We start from the raw sequence: 21,922 nt of genomic DNA, 5'->3' as shown, positions 1-21,922 counted from the left end.
TTTTTAAAAAATGAAACCGTTATCATGAAGCTCAAGGTTTTAGCAGTATTACTTCGATTTTGAATCTAAAGTTGGCATGTTTTTTGCTTGTAAATGGTATAGGATCAAATTATTTTCTAGGGGGTATTTTACATGGTATTGCCATTTAAACATGAACCATTTACAGATTTTAAGGTGGAAGAAAATAAAAAACAGCTTGAGACTGCTTTAACTGCTGTCCGTAAAGAGCTGGGCAGGGAGTATCCGCTTGTAATCAATGGGGAAAAGATTTATACAGACGATAAGCTGGTATCAATTAACTCAGCAAATAAAGAAGAAGTGGTTGGAAAAGTATCTAAAGCAACGAAAGAACATGTAGAACAAGCTTTTGAAGCTGCGGTAAAAGCTTATGAAACTTGGAGGAAAGTTCCTGCTGAGGACCGTGCGCATGTTTTATTCCGGGCTGCAGCTATTGTACGCCGTCGTAAGCATGAATTTTCTGCATGGCTGATTCAAGATGCTGGTAAGCCGTGGGATCAGGCAGATGGCGATATTGCAGAGGGAATTGACTTCCTGGAATATTATGGCCGTCAGATGCTGGAGCTTGATCAGGGAAAGCATGTTGAAGATCGTATAACTGAAAATAATAAGTATTTTTATAAGGCTATGGGACCGGGTGTAGTTATTCCGCCATGGAATTTCGCTTTTGCTATTGTATGTGGAACAGTTGCAGCACCAATTGTTGCAGGAAACCCAGTATTGTTAAAGCCTTCTGAGAATACACCGGTTATTGCATATAAACTTGTGGAGGTTTTAGAAGAAGCAGGCCTTCCAAAAGGTGTATTAAATTTTGTATCTGGAGATCCAAAGGAAATTGGAGATTATCTGGTAGATCATAAAGATACACATTTTATTAACTTTACCGGATCTAGGGCGACAGGTGTCCGTATTTTTGAACGTGCTGCTAAAATTCAGGAAGGTCAGCAGCATCTGAAGCGAGTTATTGCAGAAATGGGAGGGAAGGACACCATTATCGTGGATGAAACTGCAGATTTAGATTTGGCTGCAGAATCAATTGTTCATTCTGCATTTGGTTTCTCGGGACAAAAATGTTCTGCTTGCTCGCGTGCTATCATTCACGAGAATGTCTACGATGAAGTCATAGAGAAATCTATTGAAATTGCGAAGACCTTAACAGTCGGAAATCCATCAGAAGAAAATGTTTATATGGCTTCTGTCATTAATCAAACACAATTTGATAAAATTAAAAATTATATAGAAATCGGTAAAGAAGAAGGAGAGCTTGTTTTTGGTGGAGAAGCAGATGACACCAAAGGATTCTTTATCTATCCGACAATTTTCAAAGACCTGGACCCTAAAGCGCGTATTATGCAGGAGGAAATTTTTGGACCTGTTGTTGCTTTTGCAAAAGCAAAGGACTTTGATGAACTGTTGGAAATTGCAAACAATACGGAGTACGGTCTGACTGGAGCTGTCATATCTACAAACCGTGCACATTTAGAACGCGCCCGAGAAGATTTTCATGTAGGTAACCTCTATTTTAACCGTGGCTGCACAGCAGCAATTGTCGGCTATCAGCCATTTGGCGGGTTTAAGATGTCAGGAACAGATTCCAAAGCAGGAGGACCAGATTATCTTCAGCATTTCTTAGAAGCCAAAATTGTATCTGAACAATTTTAAATAGATGGAGGCTTCCCTGTAAGCAGAAGAAAGCGTAATCCTTTTTACTGCTTACAGGGAGCTTTTTATAATTTAAGACTTCTTTGAGATTATTAGATTTCTTTGGATAATAAACGGCAGGGACAGATGTAAAACAGCTCTGCAAACACATAGTTTGTTTTTGGAGATGGGGGAAGGTATAATGGCGAGCTTGGCAAAGGATTTCTTTATAGGACTTTCAAATAATGAATTTTTAAATAAAAGTGCTAAAAAATTCGGTGCGCGCTTTGGAGCAGAGCGCTTTGTAGCCGGGACTGATTTTGATGCAGTTATTCCTGTTATCAGGGAATTAAACAAAAAAAAGATATCTTGTACAATGGATCACCTTGGCGAGTTCGTGACAGACAGAGAAGAGTCAGAACGTGCCAAAGAGAAAATAATTCATATGCTCCATCAAATTAATGAAGAGAATTTGGAGTGTCATGTGTCTATAAAGTTAACGCAATTAGGTTTAGACATAGAAGAGTCTTTCTGTATTCAAAATGTGGAACAAATTCTAAAAGTAGCAAATGATTATAATATTTTTGTGAATATTGATATGGAGAAGTATAGCCACTATAGAAAGACCTTAGAGATTTTAAAGCAGCTCCATCAAAGATATTCTAATATTGGTACAGTCATACAGACCTATTTGTACGATGTAGAGAAAGACATAGAAGAGCTCGAGAATGTGCGGTTACGCATTGTGAAAGGAGCCTATAAAGAAGAAAGAACTGTAGCATATACTTTTAAAGAAGATATTGATAGGAATTTTCTGGAAATAGCTAAAAAAAGGCTGCTTGGCAAAGCTTTTACTTCCATTGCAACACATGATCACCGTATTATCAATGAACTGAAGAAGTTTATAGAAGAACACCAAATTACAAAAGATAATTTTGAATTTCAAATGCTATATGGTTTCCGCGTGGATATGCAGTATCAATTAGTAAAGGAAGGCTACCAATTCTGCACATACATTCCATTTGGAGAGGATTGGTTTGGCTACTTTATGCGCCGCCTGGCAGAAAGACCGCAGAATCTGAATCTGCTTGTGAAGGATGTTTTTTATACAGAGGATGAGAAGATAAAAAAGCAGCCGATTATCATTGGTTCGGCGATTCTGGCATTGCTATTCTTTCTTGGGAAGCGAAAGAAGAAAGAATAAGAAAAACAAAGAAAATCACTTGGTCTTTAAAACACTTGTGTTCTTTCCAAGGAGATGTCCGCTGCGGGAAGTCGCTTTCCACGGACAACGCCTCAGCCTCCTCGGAAGAAGACCACTTCCTGCGGGGTCTTCACCTGTTGCTTCTTCCGTAGGAGTCGACACCATCCGTTCCCATCTTTGAAGAAATATGTTTCATTTGCTTTCTTTCAAAGAAAAGAAAATGATTCTAGCGACGCTTTTTGATGGGGCGAGTAATCGCAGCCCCAGAAGAAATACACGTAGACTCCTGTGGGAATGCGCAAAACGGAAGGAAGTTCGGTTAAGTTCGCGACGTCCTGTCGCAACACCGAACGGACATACGTTCTGTATGCCTCCGCAGGAAAAAAGTGCTCTTCTTTTTTTTGAGGAGATGAGCTCGGGGTCCACGGAAAGCGTAGTGTATTTCTGGGGTTGCGATTACTCACCCCATGAAACCCGTTGGAGCGGCTATCTCCAGCATCTTATATACTTTCCTACTCTTTAAAAAAGTATTAGAAAATACTTTAGTATGTAACCTTTTTAAGTTAGATGATACAATAAGCTAATAAACAAGTTAGCTTTAAGAAAGGATGCATTCAAATGAGTAAATACTTTGGTTATGCAGGGACATACACAAGAAAGACAAGCCAGGGAGTATATCGATTTACACTGGATACCGATAAAGGACAGCTGTCTGCTTCTGAGGTAGCAGCAGAGCTTGGAAACCCAACATATATTAATTTTAATGAAAAGCAAGATTTTTTATATGCAGTTGCTCAGGAAGAGGATATGGGAGGCGTAAATGCTTTCCGTGTTGATAAAACGAGTGGTGAATTGCTTCCGTTAAACGGCCAATTGGTAGAAGGAAATCCACCTTGTTATGTAGAGGCTGCAGAAAATATATTATTAACAGGCAATTACCATAAGGGCGATATTGGACTTCATTTTATAAATGAAAATGGAGAAGTAGAGCAGGGTCATTTTACAAAGCATGAAGGAAACGGTCCGCATGAAAGACAAGAAAAACCGCATGTTCATTTCTCTGGATTTACGCCAGATAAAAAATTTGTTGTCGTTGCAGATTTAGGAACAGATTGTTTAGTAACGTATAAGGTGGAAGGTTCCTCTTTGAAAGAAGTAAGTAGCTATCATGCAAAGCCGGGAAGCGGACCAAGGCATATTACTTTTCATCCGAATAAACCAATTGCTTATGTAATTACAGAGCTTTCTACAGAAGTTATTGTTTTAAATTACAATAGTGAGACAGGGGAATTTACAGAGAAGCAGACGATTCTAGCAAAACCTGCTGATTTTAAAGAAACAAATGATGCAAGTGCTATCCATATCACTTCAGATGGAAAGTTTCTTTATACAGGCAATCGTGGGCATAACAGTATAGCTTCTTTCAAAGTCGATGAAAATAGTGGTGAATTAACATTTCTTGAATTTACGCCATCTGGCGGAGATTGGCCGAGAGACTTTGTTCTTGATCCCACTGAACAATTTCTGCTTGCTTCTAATCAGAATACTGGAGATGTTGTGCTGTTTAGCAGAGATACAGAAACAGGAAAATTAACGCAGACAGATCAGGTAATTGATGTTCCAGAAGTAGTTTGTGTGAAGTTTCTTTCATAATTAGGTATTAAAAAACTTCCTTCTGCGGAGGAGTGTAAACTCTCTGTAGAAGGAAGTTTTATTTTCTTAACGCTGTTCTAATCTAGCAATTCGTTCTTCCAGTGGCGGGTGAGAGGATAAAGCTCTAAAAATACTGGATTTATTACTGATTTTCATTGTTTGAATTGCTGTATCATTTGTGTGATCATCTGATTCTGCACGACTAATATAAGCTTTTAAAGAGTGTAAAGCATGTGTCATTTTATCTTTACCGGCTAAATCAGCACCGCCTCGATCCGCGTGGTATTCCCTGTGTCTGGAATAAGCACTGACGACAAAGCTTCCTAAAATAGAAAATAAGATTTGAAAAATAATAATAGCAGCAAATTGAACGATCCATTGGAGCTCAGAACGTACAAATCTGGAAACAATCATTGCAGCAACACGGGATAAAAAGACGACAAATGTATTGATAATTCCTTGTAATAAAGTCATTGTTACCATATCACCATTTGCTACGTGAGCTACTTCGTGCGCAATTACTCCTTCTACAGCATCTTCGTCCATACTATCCAGAAGTCCTTGAGAAACAGCAACTAAAGAACGTTTCTTACTTGGTCCCGTTGCAAATGCATTTACCTCATGAGAAGGGTAAATACCAACCTGTGGTGTGTGACTCAGCCCTGCAGCACGGGATAACCGCTCTACCTTTTCATAAACAGCACGTTCCTGTCCACTGACAGCATTATTGGGATCAATTACCTTGACCTTCATCATGGTTTTGGCCATCCAGCGTGACATTCCTAAAGAAATAAAGGAGCCGGTAAAACCTACAATAATACTAAACACCATAAGTGAAAGATAATCAATTCCGCCATCTGAACGATAGCTTGGCCCGATATCAAATATACTTGTAATAATGGACCAGACAATAACGATTGTCGTCAAAACTAAGATGTTTGTTAACAGAAATAAAGTAATTCTTTTCCCCATAAATAACCTCCTGATGAATTTTCTCTTTTCTAAATCATATCATATTTTTTCCTATAGGCTGTACTGTTATCTAGCTTAAGAATGTAAATAATAAAAAAAGAGAATAAATGTAAATAATGTAAACGTGTTCAATAGCTGATATAATAGAAAGTAATGTTGAGAGAAAGGCGGGGGTTTAGTGGGTACATTTCAATGGAATAGCGCCAGTCAATTGCGGCAGCTGTTAAATGAGCTTGTCAGCTGGAAGAGTATTAGTCTTTCAGAGGGAGAAAAGCAGTTTCCGAGGAAACTGTATGCGAAGCTTCAGGATCTAGATTATTTTCATAAAAATCCTTCTTACTTAAATTTACATGAGGCGGATCAGCGTCGTAAACTTTTAACTGCTTTATATAAACATCCGGATGCCAAGCAAACGATTTGCTTAATTAGTCATTTTGATACGGTGAATACAGAGGAATATGGTTCTCTGGAGCCGCTGGCAACTCAACCTGAGGAGCTTACTAAAATATATCTGGAACAAAAGGATACTTTTTCAAGAGATATTCGTGCAGATATTGAATCTGGAGATTTCTTGTTTGGGCGCGGGACAATGGATATGAAGATGGGGCTTGTCATGCATATGAGCTTGATTGAACAAGCGAGTATAGAGGAGTGGCCGATTAACCTGGTTTTACTGACGGTTCCGGATGAAGAAGTCAATTCAGCAGGGATGCGCTTTGCTATCCCTGCACTTATTGATTTACAGAAACAGCACAATATAACCTACACTCTGTTTTTAAACAGTGAGCCGACATTCCGGCATGACCCTAAAGATAACACACACTATATTTATAGCGGAACGATAGGAAAGGTACTGGCAGGAGCTTTATTCTATGGAAAGGAAACGCATGCCGGGGAACCTTTAAGCGGAATGACATCACCATTTATATCTTCTTTCTTAACAAAAGAAATAGAATGGAATCCGATTTTTCAGGAAACGGTGCTTGGTGAGACAGCCCCGCTTCCGGTTACGCTGCAACAAACGGATTTACGGCTGCGCTATTCTACACAAACGCCATACCGTTCTTCTGCTTTATATAATATTTTTCTTTTAGAGCGGACGGCTGAAGAGGCCTTTGCTTTATTCGAACAGACTGCTAAAAAAGCGGCATTACAATGCAATGAACGATATAAAAAGGTATGTGAAGATAATCAGGTACAGCCAATCGGGCATGTTAAAGTAATTGCTTATAAGGAGTTATTGGAGTATGCTGAAAGTAAACTGGGAAATGAATTTATTGAAGAATTGAAAAAAGATATTCATTATAATGATGAATATGATGATAGAGAAAAGTCGCTGCGGATTACAGACAGTTTAATGATTCATTGTCAGGAGCTTGCGCCTGCAATAGTGATTTTATTTGCACCGCCTTATTATCCAGCTGTAAATTCCAGTGGAAACCCCTTTGTAGAATTTTGTGTGGACTTTGTGGAAAAAGAGGCGAAAAAGAAATTTCAATTAGAGATAAAAAGAAGTCATTTCTTAAATGGTATTTGTGATTTAAGCTATGTCAATTATCGAGGCAGTGATACGGATTTACAGGTTTATGAAGAAAATACTCCAGTCTGGGGCGACTCTTATGAATTACCATTTTCGTCGATGCGTGAATTGAACGCACCTGTTTTAAATGTAGGGCCATTTGGTCATGATGCTCATAAAAGAACAGAAAGACTGCACATTTCCAATGCATTCGAGCAATTTCCATATTTAATTCGTCAGCTCATTCTGCAAATTTCACAAAAAGAAGACAATTAGTCATATTTTTATTGAATTACCCATTATAAAATAGAAAGAAATGCTTTATAATAAAATCAGAATGGAGGTGTGGTTCCATGAGTCCAGCAAATATAGGTGTTCCAGGTTTGATCCTGATTGTTGTACTTGCTTTAATTATTTTCGGTCCTAAAAAACTTCCGGAAATCGGGAAGGCAGCCGGACAAACCTTAAGGGAATTCAAAAATTCAGCTAATAATATAATGTCTGAGGAAGACAAAAAGAACGAACTGCAAGAGAATAATGATGAATCTGGAAACAGTTCAACAAAATAAGAAATACAAGGCGCTATTTGATGCTTAAATCACGCGCCTTGTTTTTTATTTGAAAGAATAAGAAAATATATAAGAGTGTTGATGCGGACATCTCCTTCACTTTGGCAAGAACACCAATGTTTTAAAGAACAAGTGATTTTCTTGGTTTTTTAAAATAAACATAAAAATTGCTTGTAAAGAGGCTTTGCAGAGTGTCTTTACAAGCGTTCATAATCACGATCTGTTTATACAAGCTAATTGTACGTAAAATAGCTAGTTAACCATAGGGAAGAGGAGGAAAAATTGTTTGTTATGGAATCGTTAGGATCCCCAATAAGAAGTTCCTACAATAATTAATAAGATGAACAATACTACCAGCAGCGCAAAACCTCCGCCAAATTCATTATAACTACTCATTATTTACACCCCCTGTAAGGTTAATATATGAAATGCTTTTCTGTTTGAGAGGGTATTTGACTAGAAAAAAGGATTTTAACCTATGGATATCGAATTAATCTCAGATACACATATTCTGTAATCTGAGGTGAAATCAATGAAGAAGCTAAAGGATTTTTTAATAGATAAATGTAAAAACGAAGGAAGCCTATTGGGTCTTAGTATCCGGTCCGGCACAAGTGGAATGAGTTTGTACAATTATTTTGCATCTGCACGTCTTCAGCCGGCCTCCAATTTAAAAATATTAACAGCAGTTGCTGCTTTAAGAAAATTGGGTCCTGATTATACATTTCAAACAGAGGTTTATTGTGATGGAGAAATAGTAAATAAAGGCTGCCATGGAAATATATATCTAGTTGGAAAAGGAGATCCAACTTTACAGTTAAAGGATTATATGCAATTTGCAGCTTCTATAAAGGAACAAGGCATCAGACATATATATGGGGACTTTATTCTTGATGATAGCTGGTATGACGATATTCGGTGGTCTGAGGATTTAATATGGAAGGATCAGCAATATGCATATGGATCAGAAGTATCTGCATTAACGATTGCTCCAGATTCAGATTATGATACGAATGCCATTAAGCTCACAATAGAACCGGAGAAAAACAATCACCCTCCTAATGTAGAAGTTTCTCCTCATACAGAAGGAATTTCAATAACAAATGAAGCGATAACCGTAGAGGAGGCTGAAGAAGAAGAACTTATTGTAAAACGGCTTAATGATCAAAATCATTTTTTTATATCCGGAAAAATAGGAATCAAAGAGGGAAAGCAAGAAGTATATATGGCGATCAAAGATGTTGAAAATTATATTGCAAAAACAATCCGGCATATTTTTAAAAGTACAGGGATTGTTCTGGAAGGTGAAATAAAAAGAGGAAAGAAAAAAACAGGTGCAAAATGTATTTACCGCCAGCAGTCATTGCCATTATCCAGTATTTTAATTCCATTTATGAAACTGAGCAATAACGGAATAGGTGAGATGCTTACAAAAGAGTTAGGGCGTATTATGTATGATGATGGTTCATGGGAATCCGGCATAGCGGCAGTTAAAGAAAATTTAGCCCCGTACCGTATAAATCTGGATACTATCCAATTAAAGGATGGTTCTGGAATTTCAGCTGCTAATTTTATTCCCGCTGAAGAATTAACACATTTACTTTTTGAAATACAGGAGGAAAACTGGTTCCCTGAATTTTTAAAGAGTTTACCGATAGCAGGAGAAGAGGATAAAATGGTCGGCGGTACATTACGGAAGCGGATGAAAGGATTAGAAGTTCGGGCCAAAACAGGAACGATTGAAGGAACCAGCACACTTTCCGGCTACTTAACAAATGTGAATGGAGAGCGGCTTATTTTTTCCATATTATTTAATCATTTGTTAGATGAGGATAAAGGGAAAGAGCTGGAGGATGAATTAATAGCATTGTTGACTGTAATAGAAAATTGGTCTTAAAGTAAAGGTGTTGATAAATCAGTGATTTGGGCAAATAATCTGCTTGAAAAATTGTATACTTTATATAAATTAAGCTTCATTTTATGTTTTTTTCATGGCCTTACCATAGTTTTACCACATTTCCATGCTAAAGTTGTAGTTAAGATAGATTAATGAAATGAAAAAAGCTAAAAATAGTTGTCATTTCAAACATTATCAATTTGATTCTTGTAATGGATATGTCAAATAATAAGGAGAATGGATATGACAGTGCATATTTACGGAGTATCTTGCTCATCTACAAGAAAAGCGAGACAATGGTTTCGCAAACATGGGATTGCATATAAAGAACGTAATATTTTACACCAACCGTTGACTATTGAAGAATTGAAAAATATTTTACAAATGACTGTAGAAGGTACGGATGAGATTCTTTCAACCCGTTCTAAAATTTACAAAGAACTAAATTTGAATGTAGAGGAGCTTCCTTTACAAACCTTACTAAAATTAATCCATAAGTATCCCAGACTGCTGAAAAGTCCGATTCTGGTTGATGAAAAGAGATTCCAGGTCGGTTATCACGAGGAGGATATTCGTCAATTTTTACCTAGGAAAACACGGCAGCTTCAATGGTTACAATGGAAGGTAGATTTAGGATTGATAAAAGGTTAAATAAACCTTAAATAAACCTTAAATATCAGAATATACTATGGAATTGCGTAAGTATTAAAGCTTTGAAAAGAGTATGAAAGAGAATAGATTTACTTTATAAAGAAAAATACGGGGCAGCCTCAATTTGAGGCTGCCTCATTTTTGTAACTTTTTTATCACAATGTAACACTCTTTGCCATTGTGGGTAATTAAATCGTCAGCTCGATTTCCTGGGAGAAGAGCCCGGACTTTTTTGAGTAAAGTTTTGTTTTTATTTTTTTCTGTCATCCTGCAATGCTTGTTCAATATCTGCTATCAAATCTCCGGCATCTTCAATTCCCACCGAGAAACGAAGAAGATCATTACCAATTCCCCGGCTGTTTCTTTCTTCTTCCGGCATATCGGCGTGTGTTTGTGTAGTGGGATAGGTAATAAAGCTTTCTACACCGCCCAGACTTTCGGCAAATACAATTAAGTTTAGATTAGCTAAAAAGGATCTTACCTGATCGGCATCTGCTAAACAAAAAGAAAGCATACCGCCTTTATTAGGATAATAAACCCGGCGGATTGCCGGATGCTTTTGCAAGTAATCCGCAACTTTCTGTGCATTTTCCTCATGACGCTGCATGCGAAGTGCAAGTGTTTTTAACCCTCTGACAAGAAGCCAGCAGTCTGATGCAGATAATGTTGCGCCGGAAGCGTTATGCATTTCAAATATTTTTTCAGACAGAGTTGGACTTTTTGTAACCACAATACCTGCCAGTACATCGTTATGACCGCCGATATATTTTGTTGCGCTATGAACAACAATATCTGCACCCAGTGTAATAGGCTGCTGCAGATAAGGGGTCAAAAATGTATTATCGACAATTAGCAGCAAATTATGTTTTTTTGCCAGTTTTGAGTATTTTTCAATATCTACTTCTTGCAGTAAAGGATTTGTTGGCGTCTCTAAAAATATCGCTTTCGTATTTTCGTTAATACATCGTTCTGTTTCCGAGATAACTTGACATTCATCATAGGTTACAGAAATATTATATGCTTTTTCAAAATGATCAAAAATTCGATAAGTACCACCATAAATATCTTTTGTTGCAATAAGATGATCGCCATGACGAAAAAGGGAGGAGAGGATTAATTGAATAGCAGCCATCCCTGAACTGCAGGCAAAAGAAGCATCCCCTTCTTCCAGTTTTGCAAATCCATCCTCTAATACGGACCTTGTTGGATTTTTGGTACGGGAATAATCATAACCGGTAGAATGACCGATGCCTTGATGCTGATATGCTGTTGACATATAAATAGGCGGATTTATTGCTCCTGTACGTTCATCTGTTTTGTTACCTAGCTGTACTAACGCAGTTTCTAATTTTTTCATCTTTCATTCAGCCTCCTTAGAAATAAAAAAACCTTCTTATTTTAGGAATAAGAAGGGTATAACATCCGTATCATACGCTTCTTATCTTTAAAGGTATAGACCCTTCTGGAATTAGCACCTTGCTATGACAAGCTGGTTGCTGAGACATCATCGGGCCAGTCCCTCCGTCTCTCTGGATAAGAATTAAAATTTTATTCATTTATAATTACGTTTACTGTACAAGAGCCAGGAAAAAAAATCAAGTTTTATTTTGGAGAATATTCAAAAGCAGACTTCAGTCATACCAAGCTTTTACTCTATAGAATAATGAAGAGCAGGAAATAAGAATTCAAAAAAACGCGAAAAGTATTTGAAAAGGTATGAGATGAAGATTACAATAGTAGTGTTAGTATTTATTTGAATAATGTATTGCAAATTAGACACTCAATTAAAAAGATTATGAAGGTCTGAAATAAAAAGGGTGAAAAAGCAACAGTATGAAAATATATTAAAAAAGGAAGAAGATATATGCGTAAAAAAAAGCTATTATTGGTTAACATTTGTATGTTAGCAGGATGTATCATTATCGTCGGTATCGGGATTTATAATGAAAATCGCTCCACACAATACCAGATGGAGCTGAATACCCGGGTCGGAGAAGCTGCAAATGGACAAACTGGCGAAAGTGTAGAGCTTTTTACAACTTCATGGGAGAATAAATTGTTATCAAATAATCAGCAAATTTATCAGACTGTCGATTTAAATAATCATCATAATTCTCAAGATGATGAAGTAGAGGTACAGGAAGATACAAACACGGCTCAAGAAACAGAAATTCAGGACGAAGCTTATGCAGTACAAGAAACAGAAGTGAAAAGTGAAACTTATTCAGCTTCTGAGGAAGAACCTTCTTCCCAAATAACAAAAGGTGAAAGCAATCAAGCACAAACTGAAGAGAAAGAGCAAAGTAATAATTATTCCAATGAAAGAAACACTGCCGGTGGTGAAGCGAATAATACAAAGGAAAAAACAGAAGCAGATCGTTATCAAAGCTCATCAGCATCTGGCAGCAAGATACACTCTGATGAAAATAAAAAGCCTTCTGATTCTAGTGGCTCTAAATCCGAAGATACAGAAGATACTGCAAAAGAAAATAATAATCCACCAGAAAATACAGAGGACAATCCAGACAAAGATAGTGACAAAGAAGAAGGCACAGGAGGTAAAGAACCTGAGCCAGGAAAAGATGAAGAAGATTTAGATGAAGAGGACAATAAAGAAGTAGATGAAGATAATGAAGATACTTCTGATCAGGAACCGGATATTGATGAATCTAAAGATGATGACAACAAGAGCGTAGCAACGGTTTACTCTGAGTAAATAATTATATACTATGTTTTTTTTAATCTGAATATAATCGAAAACAAAAAAAGACAAAAAGAGATTTTTTAAAGAAATTACAATGAATATTAGCCTATTTCAACAAAATTTGATATTATATTAATTGCAGTAACTATTTATATGGATAGTTCGTTATTACATTAAATTTGATTTATGGAAGATAGAAAGGAAGGAAGATGAATTATGAGTAAACCAAAAGTAGTTGTGCTTGGTGCAGGCTATGCCGGATTAGTTGCCACAAGACGTTTAACTCAACAGCTGTCTCCTGAAGAAGCTGAAATTGTTTTAATTAACAAACATAATTATCATTATGAAAGTACATGGTTACATGAGGTTGCAGCGGGTACTATTAACCCGAATCAGGCACGTTTTATGCTTACAGATGTTGTTAACCCTAAGCGTGTCCGTCTAATTTACGATACAGTAACAGAAGTGAAACGCGAAGATAAACGTGTTGTTCTTGAAAACAGCGAAGTAGCTTATGATTATCTTGTATTTGCTTTAGGATTTGTTTCTAATACATTTGGCATTCCAGGAATGGAAGAGCATGCATATGCAATTACTGACATAGATTCCAGCCGTTTGATCGCTGAACATATCGAATATCAGTTTGCTCAATACTCTTCAAGCGAAGAAAAACGCGATGAACAAATTTCAATCGTAGTCGGCGGTGGTGGTTTTACAGGTATTGAATTCGTTGGGGAACTCGCTGATAAAGTACCCGAGCTATGTAAAAAATATGACATTGACCGCAGCAAAGCCAGAATCATTAATGTAGAAGCTGCGCCATCTATTTTACCTATGTTTGATGAAGATTTGGTTTCTTACGGAAAACAATCTTTAGAAAATCGTGGTGTTGAATTCCGCATCGGTACCCCAATTAAAGAATGTACTGAAGAAGGATTTGTGGTTGGTGAAGACAATGAATTAATTAAAGCTGGTACAGTAGTATGGACTGGTGGAGTAACTGGTAACCCGGTATTAGCTGAATCGGGATTTGAATTATTTAGAGGAAAAGTAAATGTTGGACTGGATTTACGTCCGGAGGGTGAAGAAAATATCTTTATTCTTGGAGATTGCTCTTGGACAATGGATCCAGAATCTGGAAGACCATTTCCTCCAACAGGTCAGTTAGCTGTTCAAGAAGGAGCAAAAGCTGCTGACAACATTGTTGCCTTGATTCGCGATGAAGTTGTTACTGATTTTGTTTACTCTAATAAAGGAACAGTTGCATCTCTTGGTTTATCTGATGGTATCGGAAACGTACTTGACGGTAAAAAACTAAGCGGTAAAGCAGCGGCAGCAATGAAGAAAGTTGTTGATGACCGTTCTCTATTCTTAGTTGGCGGTGCAAAAACGTTACTTAAAAAAGGTAAATTCCGTCCGTTCTAAATAATAGGAAGTCATCCTAATCGTTGTATTCGATAAAATACTCCACAGGAGGTAAAAAATATGAAGAATTTCTTTTGCTATGTTTTGCTTGCTTTGACAGCACTGGTAGGTTACCGTGTTGCAAGTGAGTATTTAGAAGATAACAGGGACTTTAGATAAGTTTGAAAAATTGTCAGGATATATTCCTGGCAATTTTTTTATGGTTTTTAGTATAGATAGTGTTCTTCATTTACGAAACAATAATTCCAGATTTATTCACTGTATAGAAATAAAACATCCCAAACATAATAATACTTAAGGGGTGTGTCATGATGCGAATTTCTGTACTGCTATTGATATTTTTATTTCTTATATTTCCTCATACATCGCATGCTTCTGTCATGGAGCTTTACGATGAACAGAATGATTCTTGGCTTATTGATTTAAAACCTTATATATTTGAAATGGATGAGGCACTATTAAATTGGAATAACATTCAGTCCTTAACAAAGTATATGCAGGAAAAGGTCTATAAAAAGCCGAAAAACGCTTATATTAATAAAAATGGGGAAATTGTAAAAGAAAAACATGGGTATGCGCTGGAAGTAAACCAATTTCATACATTGATTAATGAATTTTACTATAGCGGAATGGATAACGGGCGGTTGCAAGTACCGAAACAAAAGATTCCGGCACGTGTTAGTGCAGAACTTTTAAAAGAAATTAAAGAGCACGAGTTAAATCGCTTTACAACCAGATTCAGGAAAGGAAATATAGAAAGAACACGTAATATTGAGCTTGCTGCAGATGCGATTAATAATACAGTCATTTTCCCCGGTGAGTACTTTTCTTTTAATGAAGTTGTGGGGGAGAGAACAAGAGAAAGAGGCTATCTTCCTGCCCCGGTTATTGTAAAAGGGGAATTTAGTGAGGATATTGGCGGAGGTATTTGTCAGGTATCATCGACATTATTTAATGCAGTAGATCTTCAAGGAATTGAAATAACGGAACGCTACGCACACAGCAGGGAGGTCCCATATGTTCCCAAAGGAAGAGATGCTACTGTAAGCTGGTGGGGACCGGACTTTGCATTTCGGAATAAATATAATCAACCTGTTCTTATTCAAGCGAGAGCTAATGAAGGAGCAATGACGGTCGCTATTTATACAAGTAACGATGCTTCTCTTTTTCAAGCAAAAAGTCCCTGATTTTTACTGTTGTGAGTAAAATCAGGGACTTGCTTTTTATCAGTGAAAGCTATTCAATATTATTCAGCTTTTTGCAATTCCAATTCAAAATTAATTTTTACTTCCTCACCAACAAGTACTCCGCCAGTTTCAAGGGAAGCATTCCAGGTTAAGCCAAATTCTTTACGATTAATACTTGTAGAGCCGCTGAATCCTGCAACAATGCCGCCGCCCATTGGATCTTTACTTTGACCTTCGAATGTTACGTTAAAAACAGCAGGTTTTGTAGTTCCTTTTATTGTTAAATCTCCAGCAACTTCATAGTCATCACCAGATTTTTTAATATCTTTTGCTGTAAAAGTAATGTTTGGATAGTTCTCTGCATCAAAGAAATCTGCAGAACGAAGGTGGTTATCACGATCATTATTACGAGTATTGATGCTTGTTACATCTATTGTTACTTCAATATCAGCATCTGTTAAATCCTCTGCATCCGCATTGATTTTTGCATCAAAATTATCGAAAGTTCCCTTTGCTTTTGAAATCATCATATGCTTTACAGAAAAGCCTACTTCACTATGCGCTTTGTCTACTGTCCAATTAATTTTTGCCATTATTATTGCCTCCTAAAAAATAGTTACTTACTTTATGTTACTTAGTGTAAAATAATAAATTAAGAAAGTCAAGTATCTTTAATTAAAAATATTTTAAATACATATATACAGTACCCAAATAAATATAGGATTAAACTTCTAAAGGTTTATGCCGTTTCCAAAAACCTGTTTTTTTAATAATAATATATAAGGGTTGTAAAGGAGGGGCAAAAAGTGGACAAAGGTACTATGATTAGTATAATAGCCGTGATTATCGCTGCAACAAACCAAGTTTTTGTGCTATTAGGTAAGTCACCAATGCTTATCGATAGTACCCTTATAGAACAATTATTATCTGCCATATTTACAATCATCACTGTTCTCATTGCTTGGGTAAGACGGAAGAAAGCATATATGGCTAAACCGAAAAAGAAAAAGAGTAAGAAAAAAAAGAATTAATACAGATATTAGAAATAGAGCCTGTAAAAATATTTTTCTTTACAGGCTTTTTTAATGCTTCCTTTTATAAATTTCGGTATACTAAATATTAGATAATAGAATAAAAAAAGGAGAGATGTTAATGGTTCAACAATTACAGCCAACATGGGACTTAGATGTTATTTTTCCTGGACAAAGTAACTCAGAGGAATTCCGCCAATTTGTGAATGAAGTTAAGAGAGATACTGCGAAATTAACCGAAGAAGTTAATCATTTAGATGCTAATGGCGAAACGGAAGCTTGGGAAAGAATTTTAGAAAAATTGGAGCTTCTTACAAAACAATCACGTGAAATGGGCGCATATATCAGTTGTTTAAGTGCGCAGGATGTAACAGATAAACAGGCTGCTTTATATGTTGCTGAGGCAGCTCAAGTACAAGCTTCAAGCAGTGCTTTGACAAAAATAATCGATCAAAAACTGGGAGCGATAACAGACGCAAACTGGGATATATTATTAGAACAGGAAGCGATAAAACCTCTTAAATTTATATTGACTGAAAGAAGAGAACGAGCACGCGAACAATTATCTAAAAATGAAGAAATTTTAATCGGCGATTTAGCTGTCGATGGGTATCATGCGTGGAATCAGATGTACGGAACCATTGTCGGCAATATGAAAATTGATATTGCAGAAGACGGAGAGACACAAAGTTATTCTGTCGGACAGGCTTCTAATAAATTATCAACACCAGACCGTGAGCAAAGAGAATATGTATTCCGGCAAATAAGCAAAGCCTGGAAAGAGAATGAAGACTTATTTGGGCAAACCTTAAACCACTTGGCAGGTTTCCGTCTGCAAACATATAAGCATTATGAATGGGATAATGTTTTAAAAGAGCCTCTAGAAAAGAACCGGATGAAGGAAAAAACATTAAATGCTATGTGGGGAGCAATCGAGAAGCATAAGCCTTTATTTGTAGAATACTTAAATCAAAAAGCGACTCTATTAAATTTAGATCAATTAAGTATTTTTGATGTGAATGCTCCTATTCAATCAAAGGTAGAAAAAAAGAGCTATGATGAAGGAGCAGCTTTTATTGTTGAACAGTTCCGGGGTTTTAGTCCACAGATGGCAGATTTCGCACAAATGGCATTTGAAAAACGATGGATTGAAGCAGAAGATCGGGCAGGAAAACGTCCGGGCGGATTCTGTACAAGCTTTCCTGCCAGCGAACAAACACGTATCTTTATGACCTATTCAGGAACTCCTTCTAATATAGCTACATTGGCTCATGAGCTGGGACATGGCTATCATCAGTATGTGATGAACGATGTGAACGGATTAAACCAAGGCTATGCAATGAATGTAGCAGAAACTGCTTCTACCTTTGCTGAAATGATTGTAGCTGATGCATCTGTGAAAATGGCTAAAACAGACGAAGAAAAACTGACATTGCTGGAGGATAAAGTATCGCGCAGTATTGCCTTCTTTATGAATATCCATGCACGGTTCTTATTTGAGAAGCAATTCTATGAAGAGCGTAAGCAAGGAATGGTAAGTACAGACAGATTAAATGAGCTTATGGTAGAGGCGCAAAAAGAAGCGTATTGTGACAATCTATCAGAATATGATCCGCATTTCTGGGCATCTAAGCTGCATTTCCATATTACTGGTGTGCCGTTTTATAATTTCCCTTATACTTTTGGATATTTATTCAGCCAGGGAATCTATGCATATGCACAGGATTACGAAGGAAACTTTGAAGAAAAATATACTGCTTTATTAAGAGATACAGGCCGATTGACAGTTGAAGAGCTTGCCGAAAAGCATCTGCAGGTTGACTTAACAAAACCTGATTTCTGGGAAAATGCAATAGAAATCTGTGAACAAGATGTCCAGGCATTTTTAGAATTGGCGAAGAAACTTCAAAAGTAGTATAAGCTATTGCGATTTACTGTAAAGTGATTTATACTGAACCTATACAAAAAAGTGAATAAAAAAAGCCTGCAAGGGGAGCCATTGGCTGAGAGTGAACATTATTCATGTTCTGACCCTTTGAACCTGTCAGTTAGCGCTGGCGTAGGGATTGTGGACTTTTTGATGGATATAAAAGTAATGTGTGAGCGGAGTTTTAGATGTTCTGTAGAGATGTACTCTCTTTTAAGAATATCGCCATCAAGAAGACTCCCTTGGCATTACTTTTTTGTTGTGTAAAAAAAGACTGTTGAAGCTATGAAAAAAATAAATTTGATTTTGGCATAGCGTCATGTATTTGGGGGAGAAGAAATTGAAAAATAAAACACTATTTTTAGTTGAGGTAGCAATATTTACTGCCTTCGCATTATTACTGGATATTTTACCGATAGGGTTTAAGCTCTGGCCACAAGGTGGCTCCGTATCTTTTGCAATGATTCCTATTTTTATTGTTGCTTTTCGCTGGGGACTTAAAGGCGGTCTTTTATCAGGGTTTCTTTGGGGAGTATTACAGGTTGCGACAGGGACGGCTTTCATTATGCATCCAGTACAGGGGATTATTGAGTATGGGTTAGCATTTACTGTTGTCGGCCTGGCAGGAATAGTCTCTAAACAGGTTGTGGAAAGTATAAAAGGTAAGCAGATGAAGAAAGCTTTTTCTTATATTTTAATTGGAGTATTTTTGGGTTCTGCTGCACGTTTTGTTTGTCATTATATTGCAGGAATGGTTTTCTTCGGATCTGCGGTAGACGGGCAGCCGGCCTGGCTCTATTCATTAATCTATAATTCATCTTATATGATTCCATCTTTTATACTGAGTCTAATTATTGTGTTTCTTCTGTTCTATAAACAGCCGAGAACATTAACAGGAAAAATTTAAAATAAAAGGGCAGAGAACACGCTGTTATTCAGTTTGGTATTCATAGACGGACGGTTATGTTCTTGAGAATTAATCTGTGAATAAACTATACTTTTGAAGAACTCCCTCACACAAAAAACCTGCAGCATTTATCGCTTCAGGTTTTTTTCTGTAAAGAATAAAGAATCAAATGTATAAGAGTGATCCGTTCCGAATTTTAATGACTCATGATTTGCATCGTTTTTGTTAAGTTTTATTAACATTTACTTATGTAATAGGCTATGTTCGTGAATAATGGTAGAATAAAGAAAATAAAAGAAATGATTACATGAAAAATAGAAGTAATCAACATTCCTGTTCAGCAGGAGAAAAAATGCTTCGGGGTGAAATTTTCATCTACGTAAGCATATATATGAAATAGGGGGGATTTTTCTAAATGGGAAAACAGATTCTAATTGTAGATGATGAGCAATCGATTGTTACTTTACTAAAATATAATATCGAAAATGCCGGTTTTACCACAGATGTAGCATACGATGGAGAAGAAGCTTATCAAAAGGCTGCTGCGGGTAACTATGAATTAATTATTTTAGATTTAATGCTCCCAAAACTAGATGGGATGGAAGTATGCAGGAAATTAAGAAAAAATGATATTGATACACCAATATTAATGCTTACAGCAAAAGATGAAGAAATTGATAAAATTCTTGGGCTGGAGCTTGGAGCAGACGATTATTTGACAAAGCCGTTCAGTCCAAAAGAAGTGGTTGCCCGAGTCAAAGCAATTATTAGAAGAACGCAGCGCCCACAGGAAAACAGTTACCAATCTATCAGAATAAAGGACTTGATTATTTATCCAGAACGCTATGAAGCAGAAATGAATGGAGAATTAATTACTTTTACCAGAAAAGAGTTTGAACTGCTGTACTATTTGGCTAAACATAAAGGAAAGGTTATTTCCAGAGATCAATTACTCAGCAGTGTGTGGGATTACGATTTTGTTGGTGACACAAGGATTGTTGATGTTCATGTAAGTCATCTGCGGGATAAAATTGAACCAAATTCAAAAAAACCTGTTTATATTAAAACAGTCCGTGGATTAGGTTATAAATTAGAGGAGCCGGTTTAAATGAAGATTTTATTTTCTAAAGCCTTGTTCCCCAATATACTTGGTATCACAATTGTCCTGATATTATCCGGATGGTTAATGGTACAAGCTGAAGGAAACTGGGTATTTACCATTGCTATTATTTTATTTGAATTTTTAGTGATTTCTATTATATTTATGCAATTCTATAATAAATACACGAGACCACTGAAAAAAGCTTCCAAAACAGTAAATGAAATGATTAGAGGAAATTACTCTGCCCGTTTCTATAATGGAAATAGTGAAGAAATGGAGCAATTGAGTAAAAATATTAATAAATTAGCCCGAAATATGAATGAGATTACCATTCAGGAGCAAATGCATGCTGAGCAGTTAACTTCTATTATTGACAACATGAAAAACGGTCTTGTCCTTATTGATGAGAAAGGATACGTCCATCTTGTAAATCGTGGATTTCTAGAGATGTTTCACGGAAATGAGAAACAATATCGCGGTCATTTATATTATGATGTATTTCAAAATGAGGCGATGCACGATGTTGTTCAAAAAACATTTCTATATGAGCAGCCAGTCAAACAACAATTTAAAAATAAACGCGGGTTGACTAAAAATTACATGGAGGTAATTGCCGCACCTATTTTTAATGAGCATAATATGATTAAAGGTGCTGTTCTGGTTATTTACGATATTACAGAATTAAAGCGGCTGGAAAAGATGCGCAAGGATTTTGTGGCAAATGTTTCTCATGAGCTGCGTACACCAATTACTTCAATACGAGGATTTGCAGAAACATTAAAAGAGGCACAGCATGATGAAAAAGCAGCAGAGGAATTTATAGAGATTATTTATAAAGAAAGTCACCGATTACAGTTACTCATTGAGGATCTATTAGAACTTTCCCGTTTAGAAAGAGAAGGTTTTCAACTGGAAAAAGAAGACTTTAATGTCAAACAGATGATAGATGCAGTTCTGCCGTCATTAGAACAAAAAGCAGAGAAGAAAGAGTTGAATTTGGCAACATCTATTTCCTCCGATATAAGCATTCATGCAGATGTTGAAAAATTAAAGCAGGTAATTATCAATCTTGTGGACAATGCAATTAACTATACACCTTCTGGAGGAGATGTGAATCTTAAAGTATCCGAGGATGAACATCGTGTCCATTTTTCAGTTGAGGATACTGGAATAGGGATGGAGCAAAAGGTAATACAAAGGATATTTGAACGGTTTTACCGGGTCGATAAAGATCGAAGCAGGAACACAGGCGGCACCGGTTTAGGTTTAGCCATTGTAAAGCATATTGTAGAAGTTCATCAGGGAGAAATCGTTGTGGACAGTGAAGTAAGTAAAGGTACAGCCATACATGTATATATTCCGAAAGATTAAGTCATCGCTATGGTCATAGCGATGACTTTTCTCATTAACTCAACTTTCGCACCTTAAAAAATAACTTGCTTATCATAGAGACAGGTGTTGATTATTCCTTCTATCTATCTCTTGACAAAGCATAAACTCGATCTAGAAAGAGGG

19 protein-coding genes and 2 riboswitches are annotated in these 21,922 nt (G+C 36.6%); of the genes, 15 read left to right on the top strand and 4 right to left on the bottom strand.

Features of this window, described 5'->3' with window-relative positions; genetic code table 11:
* Nucleotides 1-132: 132 nt before the first annotated feature.
* The 3 genes from pruA (at nucleotide 133) to OSO01_RS01760 (ending at nucleotide 4,516) form a co-directional block, all read left to right on the top strand.
* A complete protein-coding gene (pruA, locus tag OSO01_RS01770; protein WP_147208009.1) occupies nucleotides 133-1,680 on the top strand; it encodes an L-glutamate gamma-semialdehyde dehydrogenase in 1,548 nt (515 codons plus the stop codon).
* Nucleotides 1,681-1,861: 181 nt separating this feature from the next.
* Nucleotides 1,862-2,863, top strand: a complete 1,002-nt coding sequence (locus tag OSO01_RS01765; protein ID WP_147208007.1) for a proline dehydrogenase family protein — start codon at nucleotides 1,862-1,864, stop codon at nucleotides 2,861-2,863.
* 618 nt (nucleotides 2,864-3,481) lie between these two features.
* Nucleotides 3,482-4,516: a lactonase family protein gene (locus OSO01_RS01760; RefSeq protein ID WP_147208005.1), complete on the top strand. Its 1,035-nt coding sequence runs from the start codon at nucleotides 3,482-3,484 to the stop codon at nucleotides 4,514-4,516.
* Between the two features lie 66 nt (nucleotides 4,517-4,582).
* On the opposite strand, the gene htpX is transcribed toward OSO01_RS01760, so the two are convergent.
* Nucleotides 4,583-5,488: a protease HtpX gene (gene htpX / locus OSO01_RS01755; RefSeq protein ID WP_147208003.1), complete on the bottom strand. Its 906-nt coding sequence runs from the start codon at nucleotides 5,486-5,488 to the stop codon at nucleotides 4,583-4,585.
* 178 nt (nucleotides 5,489-5,666) lie between these two features.
* On the opposite strand from htpX, the gene OSO01_RS01750 reads away from it, so the two are divergent.
* Nucleotides 5,667-7,283, top strand: a complete 1,617-nt coding sequence (locus OSO01_RS01750; protein WP_147208001.1) for a M20/M25/M40 family metallo-hydrolase — start codon at nucleotides 5,667-5,669, stop codon at nucleotides 7,281-7,283.
* Nucleotides 7,284-7,360: 77 nt separating this feature from the next.
* A complete protein-coding gene (locus OSO01_RS01745; protein ID WP_147208000.1) occupies nucleotides 7,361-7,576 on the top strand; it encodes a twin-arginine translocase TatA/TatE family subunit in 216 nt (71 codons plus the stop codon).
* A 300-nt stretch (nucleotides 7,577-7,876) separates the two neighbouring features.
* Here the strand turns inward: OSO01_RS01745 and OSO01_RS01740 are convergent, their stop codons facing one another.
* Nucleotides 7,877-7,972, bottom strand: coding sequence for a YjcZ family sporulation protein (locus OSO01_RS01740; protein ID WP_147207999.1), 96 nt, complete (start codon nucleotides 7,970-7,972; stop codon nucleotides 7,877-7,879).
* 136 nt (nucleotides 7,973-8,108) lie between these two features.
* Between OSO01_RS01740 and dacB the strand changes: the two genes are divergently transcribed.
* Nucleotides 8,109-9,473 (top strand): D-alanyl-D-alanine carboxypeptidase/D-alanyl-D-alanine endopeptidase, encoded by a 1,365-nt coding sequence (gene dacB / locus OSO01_RS01735; RefSeq protein ID WP_147207998.1) that lies wholly within the window; start codon nucleotides 8,109-8,111, stop codon nucleotides 9,471-9,473.
* Nucleotides 9,474-9,716: 243 nt separating this feature from the next.
* Nucleotides 9,717-10,124, top strand: coding sequence for a transcriptional regulator Spx (spx, locus tag OSO01_RS01730; RefSeq protein ID WP_147207997.1), 408 nt, complete (start codon nucleotides 9,717-9,719; stop codon nucleotides 10,122-10,124).
* Between the two features lie 250 nt (nucleotides 10,125-10,374).
* Here spx and OSO01_RS01725 read toward each other — a convergent pair whose 3' ends face one another.
* The gene (locus OSO01_RS01725; protein WP_147207996.1) at nucleotides 10,375-11,481 is read right to left on the bottom strand and encodes a methionine biosynthesis PLP-dependent protein; all 1,107 of its coding nucleotides are present in this window, start codon (nucleotides 11,479-11,481) and stop codon (nucleotides 10,375-10,377) included.
* Between the two features lie 78 nt (nucleotides 11,482-11,559).
* Nucleotides 11,560-11,664, bottom strand: a riboswitch (SAM riboswitch).
* Between the two features lie 324 nt (nucleotides 11,665-11,988).
* Here OSO01_RS01725 and OSO01_RS01720 point away from each other — a divergent pair.
* The 3 genes from OSO01_RS01720 (at nucleotide 11,989) to OSO01_RS01710 (ending at nucleotide 15,440) form a co-directional block, all read left to right on the top strand.
* Nucleotides 11,989-12,840, top strand: coding sequence for a hypothetical protein (locus OSO01_RS01720; RefSeq protein ID WP_147207995.1), 852 nt, complete (start codon nucleotides 11,989-11,991; stop codon nucleotides 12,838-12,840).
* A 204-nt stretch (nucleotides 12,841-13,044) separates the two neighbouring features.
* The gene (locus tag OSO01_RS01715; protein ID WP_147207994.1) at nucleotides 13,045-14,253 is read left to right on the top strand and encodes an NAD(P)/FAD-dependent oxidoreductase; all 1,209 of its coding nucleotides are present in this window, start codon (nucleotides 13,045-13,047) and stop codon (nucleotides 14,251-14,253) included.
* 308 nt (nucleotides 14,254-14,561) lie between these two features.
* A complete protein-coding gene (locus OSO01_RS01710) occupies nucleotides 14,562-15,440 on the top strand; it encodes a VanW family protein (protein ID WP_246145001.1) in 879 nt (292 codons plus the stop codon).
* Between the two features lie 59 nt (nucleotides 15,441-15,499).
* Here OSO01_RS01710 and OSO01_RS01705 read toward each other — a convergent pair whose 3' ends face one another.
* Nucleotides 15,500-16,033: a YceI family protein gene (locus OSO01_RS01705; RefSeq protein WP_147207993.1), complete on the bottom strand. Its 534-nt coding sequence runs from the start codon at nucleotides 16,031-16,033 to the stop codon at nucleotides 15,500-15,502.
* 213 nt (nucleotides 16,034-16,246) lie between these two features.
* Between OSO01_RS01705 and OSO01_RS01700 the strand changes: the two genes are divergently transcribed.
* The 5 genes from OSO01_RS01700 (at nucleotide 16,247) to pnpS (ending at nucleotide 21,778) form a co-directional block, all read left to right on the top strand.
* A complete protein-coding gene (locus OSO01_RS01700) occupies nucleotides 16,247-16,471 on the top strand; it encodes a phage holin (RefSeq protein ID WP_147207992.1) in 225 nt (74 codons plus the stop codon).
* Nucleotides 16,472-16,592: 121 nt separating this feature from the next.
* A complete protein-coding gene (locus tag OSO01_RS01695) occupies nucleotides 16,593-18,386 on the top strand; it encodes a M3 family oligoendopeptidase (protein WP_147207991.1) in 1,794 nt (597 codons plus the stop codon).
* A gap of 64 nt (nucleotides 18,387-18,450) precedes the next feature.
* Nucleotides 18,451-18,555, top strand: a riboswitch (TPP riboswitch).
* Between the two features lie 162 nt (nucleotides 18,556-18,717).
* A complete protein-coding gene (gene thiT / locus OSO01_RS01690) occupies nucleotides 18,718-19,305 on the top strand; it encodes an energy-coupled thiamine transporter ThiT (RefSeq protein WP_147207990.1) in 588 nt (195 codons plus the stop codon).
* A gap of 415 nt (nucleotides 19,306-19,720) precedes the next feature.
* Nucleotides 19,721-20,413: a response regulator transcription factor gene (locus OSO01_RS01685; RefSeq protein WP_147207989.1), complete on the top strand. Its 693-nt coding sequence runs from the start codon at nucleotides 19,721-19,723 to the stop codon at nucleotides 20,411-20,413.
* A complete protein-coding gene (gene pnpS, locus OSO01_RS01680; protein ID WP_147207988.1) occupies nucleotides 20,414-21,778 on the top strand; it encodes a two-component system histidine kinase PnpS in 1,365 nt (454 codons plus the stop codon).
* Nucleotides 21,779-21,922 lie beyond the last annotated feature (144 nt).

Origin of the sequence: Oceanobacillus sojae (assembly GCF_007991515.1) — a bacterium.
GTDB lineage: Bacteria > Bacillota > Bacilli > Bacillales > Amphibacillaceae > Oceanobacillus > Oceanobacillus sojae.
Note: the sequence above shows the minus strand (reverse complement) of the source record. Positions and strands in the feature narration are given on the sequence as shown.